General features: G+C 54.7%; 2 pseudogenes. One reads left to right on the top strand and one right to left on the bottom strand.

The window, feature by feature from the left end:
- A pseudogene (locus QSJ36_RS12750) lies at positions 1 to 1,441 on the bottom strand (hypothetical protein); the annotation flags it as partial.
- A gap of 311 nt (positions 1,442 to 1,752) precedes the next feature.
- Here QSJ36_RS12750 and QSJ36_RS12745 point away from each other — a divergent pair.
- Positions 1,753 to 4,216 (top strand): annotated as a pseudogene (locus tag QSJ36_RS12745) (hypothetical protein); the annotation flags it as partial.

The following is a 4,216-nucleotide window of genomic DNA, read 5'->3' as shown; positions in this document are numbered from 1 at the left end:
TGGGCATCTGCCCACCCCAGAAGAGAGGGCTGGAGTGCTGCCATGTCTTGGCGCGGTAGTCCTTGCCTTCCGGGTAGGCTCCGATCACCGGAGGCTTGCCCCATTTGACCGATACTCCGTAGTAGGCCACGAACGTGGAATCCTGGGCCGCAGAGCCGTATTTGCCGCGGCGTTTCAGGTTGTCGTCCGGTCCTTCGTTGTCCAGGAACATGTCCGCAGGCAGTTTGACCTGGTCAAGCAGGGGCTTTTCCCACGCGCCCCAGTTCAGGTTCAGAATAGAGGGCATGGCTTTGGAGAAAACATTCATGTCTGCTCCGGTGTTTGCGGTTAAATTCCCTGCTTTGCCAATTTGCTTGGGATCCATGATGCCGGAAACCATGACGATGGAGCCGAGTTTGTTGGAACTGGAGGAAAATTCGTCTGTATACTTGGTGCAGAGAACAACGCTGTTAGGCGTGTAATTGAGATCGTCCAGCGTTTCCGCAAATTTGATGGACATCATGGCCGTCCCCCTGTCTTCATAACCGCTGCCGGAAAGATACTGGTACTGAATGCCGTCAGCCTGGTTGATAGCATAGGAACTGACCTGTCCTGGGCTCTGGTCCCAGCCTTCCTTGAAAGCAAAGTTGTCCACGCGCACATCGTTCTTGTTTGCCTTGGATTGCGTGACCATGTTGCCGTGTTCGATCCGTTCGACGACGGGATGGGCGAAAATGACGATTTCGCCCGTTTTGAGCGTGGAAGGCTCCCCGGCTTTTCCTACCCCTCCTGACGTTAATTGCGACGTTTTCCGGAAGGAGGCTCCAAAGTCGGCAATCTGGCGGTTGTTATAGCCGTCGTTGGGGGAATACGGGGAAAAGGGTGATTCTGAGTAGGTGGCCGTAGAGGGATCCCAGTTTTCGATCAGATTGCCTTGCATGCGGCCATAATTATTGGTCTGCATGAGCGGCATGTAGCGGTGCTCTCCGAAGAAAGAGCCCCAGGGACCGCCTTCCGCTCCCTGGAATTTCATGTCCACGTTGTACGGGTTCCACCAGACATACACCGGGATCACGGAAACGCGCACGTCAATATGGCCTCCGCGGGCTCCGTGCTGGGCCTCGCGTTTGACGTACTGAATCCCTACGAAGGAGTAGAAGCGCAGCAGGATGGGATGGCGCATGTACGTGTAGCGGTTGTCCATCATTTCCATGTTTGCGGCGGCATCAGCCGCAATCAATGTGCTGGCGGAGCGGCCGTCCCATTGCAGGGCGGCGGAAGTGTCCTGGCCTTCCCTCTTCGTGGAGGAGTCCCACACGTTGGCCCACAGGTAGAGCTGGTTCCAGGAACCGATCGGGCGGTTCTGCTCAGTTGGGCTGCCGTCCTCTGACGTGTACGGGCGGAGGCCGATATCAGAGGTGTCTCCACGGAAATCTTCAGGCAGTTTTTCCTGTGAAAACATGATGTTCAGGTCTTTTTTCAATCCACCGAATTTAGAATCCGATTTTTCTTATAAATACCATAATATAAGATTTTAAGAACTGATTATCATAAAAATGCATTCTCCCCGCTTCCCTCCTCCTTCCAGATGGTTTCTCCGTCAATTTATTCTGCCTGCAATGCGCTTGTTTGAAGCAATTTTGAGCTTGCATGGACTGCCTCTTTTTTGTATTGACTAGAGTTAAGAATTGGCTCTTCGCACCTTCGTGACAGTGGGGATTTTTATATCCTCAAACTTGAGCGGAAAAGCGCACGCCGGAACCCACCATTTTCATGAAGATTAAACATTTCACTAAACGTCCTATCAGGCATGTCAGCAAAGGTTTTGCCCTGATTGCCACCATCACCCTGATGATGCTCCTGGCCCTCCTCAGCGTTGGCCTTCTTACCATTGCATCTTCACAGGTCCGCATTTCCGAAAAACAGCTCTTTGCCGCGGAGGCCAAATCCCTCGCCAGGTTTTCCCTCGAAGTGGCCCTCGGACAGCTCCAGTGTGAGCTGGGACCCGACCAGCGCGTTTCCGCCAACTCGGGCATCCTTTCCTCCGGCGCCAGCGAAGGCAACGCCCCGTACATCCTGGGCGTCTGGAACAGCTGGGACACCTGGCTCAACAAGACTAACTCCCAGGGCATGAACATTTCTTCCACCTACGATACGGGAAGAAAGTCCATGTTCCGCCGCTGGCTCATTTCCGACCCGGACCTGCGCAGGCTCAGCACGCTGGAAGCGGGCAAAAGCCTGCTGGGCAAACGTTCCCTTACCAACCAGAATTTCCGCAGTGTCGCCTTGGTGGACCATGGCACGGTGGGAACGCCCGTAGGCGCCAAGAACCAGGACAAAAAGGAAATCTACGCCCGCATGGTGCGCGTGGACGATTCCTCCAAGACCATGGGGCTGAAAAAGAACGCCAACTCACGCAAATACATTGCGTGGTGGGTAACGGGAGAAAACCAGAAGGCGCGCATCAACCTGATGCCGCATGCCTCGGAAGAAAGCACGGATGCCCTGACGGTGATGCGCTCCACGTGGGACACGCCCGGTCCCGATTTGGAGCCCCTCAACCTTTCTTCCATGATGGCATCGAGTTCCGGAAACGACATGTCCACAGTCAGAAAACTCATTTCCCTTGATTCTCTGCTGGCTAACAGTAAAAACGGCCGGCTGAAAGACTTGGGAGAGGTGTACCATGACATCTCCCTGGTTTCTTCCAGCCTGCTGACGGATTCTAAATTCGGTGGATTGAAAAAAGACCTGAATATCATATTCTCTCAAGAAAAGCTGCCTGAGGAATTCCGTAGCGACACCACAGACATCGGATTGCGTCCGTATACCTCCGAGGACGGCAGCCCCACCGAGCAGAACCGGCCCATTGCCTCCTGGAACCAGCTCTTCCTGTGGGCCAACGTGTGGGACTCCTCCACGAAGAGGGAAGGCCAGGACGCTTCCGCCACATTGCAGTGGAACGGGACCTCCCCCAGCACATTGATTGCGTCTGACGCCACAGCGAACATGGAAATGATGGACAACCGCTACACGTACATGCGCCATCCTATTCTGCTGCGCTTCTACTCCTTCGTCGGCGTCCAGTACGCCAGATTCGGAGGAACAAACGGCCAGAATCCCTCCGTAAATGGCGGATTCATCAATCTGGCCTTCTCCGTCATTCCCGTCTATGTATGGTGGAACCCATACAACGTAGACATGAAATTCCAGGGGGCCAATGGAGAAGTATGGGGGGCCTACTTCGGCGAACACCGCTTCATGCCCCTGATGTTCTCCCACAACATCAAAAACGGCGGCGGTGTGGGGGCCATGGGCAACTATACGGAACATCCCCTGACTCCCTACGTTCAAAATGCCATAAACAAAAACGACCGCCAGGTGGCGGACTTCGGCGCGTCCTTCCGTGACAAAGTCACCTACCAGTCGGACGGCTCAACCAACAAGGGTAATCCTTCTACCCTGAAAGCCGGAGAAATCGTCATTTTCGCTCAGCCTATTCCCCTGATTGATGACGTGTCCAACCCCTTCTACGGCAACTCCGTCTACCGGTCCAAAGATAATGGTATTGACATTAAAACGGATAACTTTGCCATGAAGGAAGGCTGGTCCCTGGATTCCGCCCAGACCACAGGCTACTCCGTCAACATGTACTCCGGCCTGAAATACCAGAATTTTGACGGCAACAAGTACCTGGACGGAGACCCGTTCATGGCCTCCGCCATTTTCGCCCAGAATGATGACGACCTAAAAGGCTGGTCCGGCACGACCGCCGACCGGACACCCTCCGACCACATCCTCAGCCATAAATATACGGACGAATTCGGAGCCGGTTCCAAAAAGCTGGGAACCTTCACGATGGGGGCCGGTCTCATGAGAGCGGAGCAGATGGGACAACCCACCAAGCTGAACGGCGCCAATACGGCAGACCCCGCCATCTTCTCTAAGACGATGCCCGCCGTGCTGAACCTGAACTGGGGCGCGTGGGAAAAACCTCTGCTTGAAAACATCAAATTCCCGGCGGACATGTGGAAAAACAATACCGGACCGGAAGAGAACAAGGAAAGGCAGGGCTATTATGGCGAGGCGGATCCGGACGCTCTTTTCATCGCCTACTACGGAGTATCGGTCAAATGGGGCAAGCCTCCGGTGATCGGAGCCTACCCGGAAGGCAAGGACTACCGCGCCAAGACATGGCAGCACTCCAGCCCTCTCTTCTGGGGTGGGCAGATGCCCA

The organism is Akkermansia sp. NBRC 115031 (assembly GCF_030268505.1).
Classification (GTDB): Bacteria; Verrucomicrobiota; Verrucomicrobiia; order Verrucomicrobiales; family Akkermansiaceae; genus Akkermansia; species Akkermansia massiliensis.
Note: the sequence above shows the minus strand (reverse complement) of the source record. Positions and strands in the feature narration are given on the sequence as shown.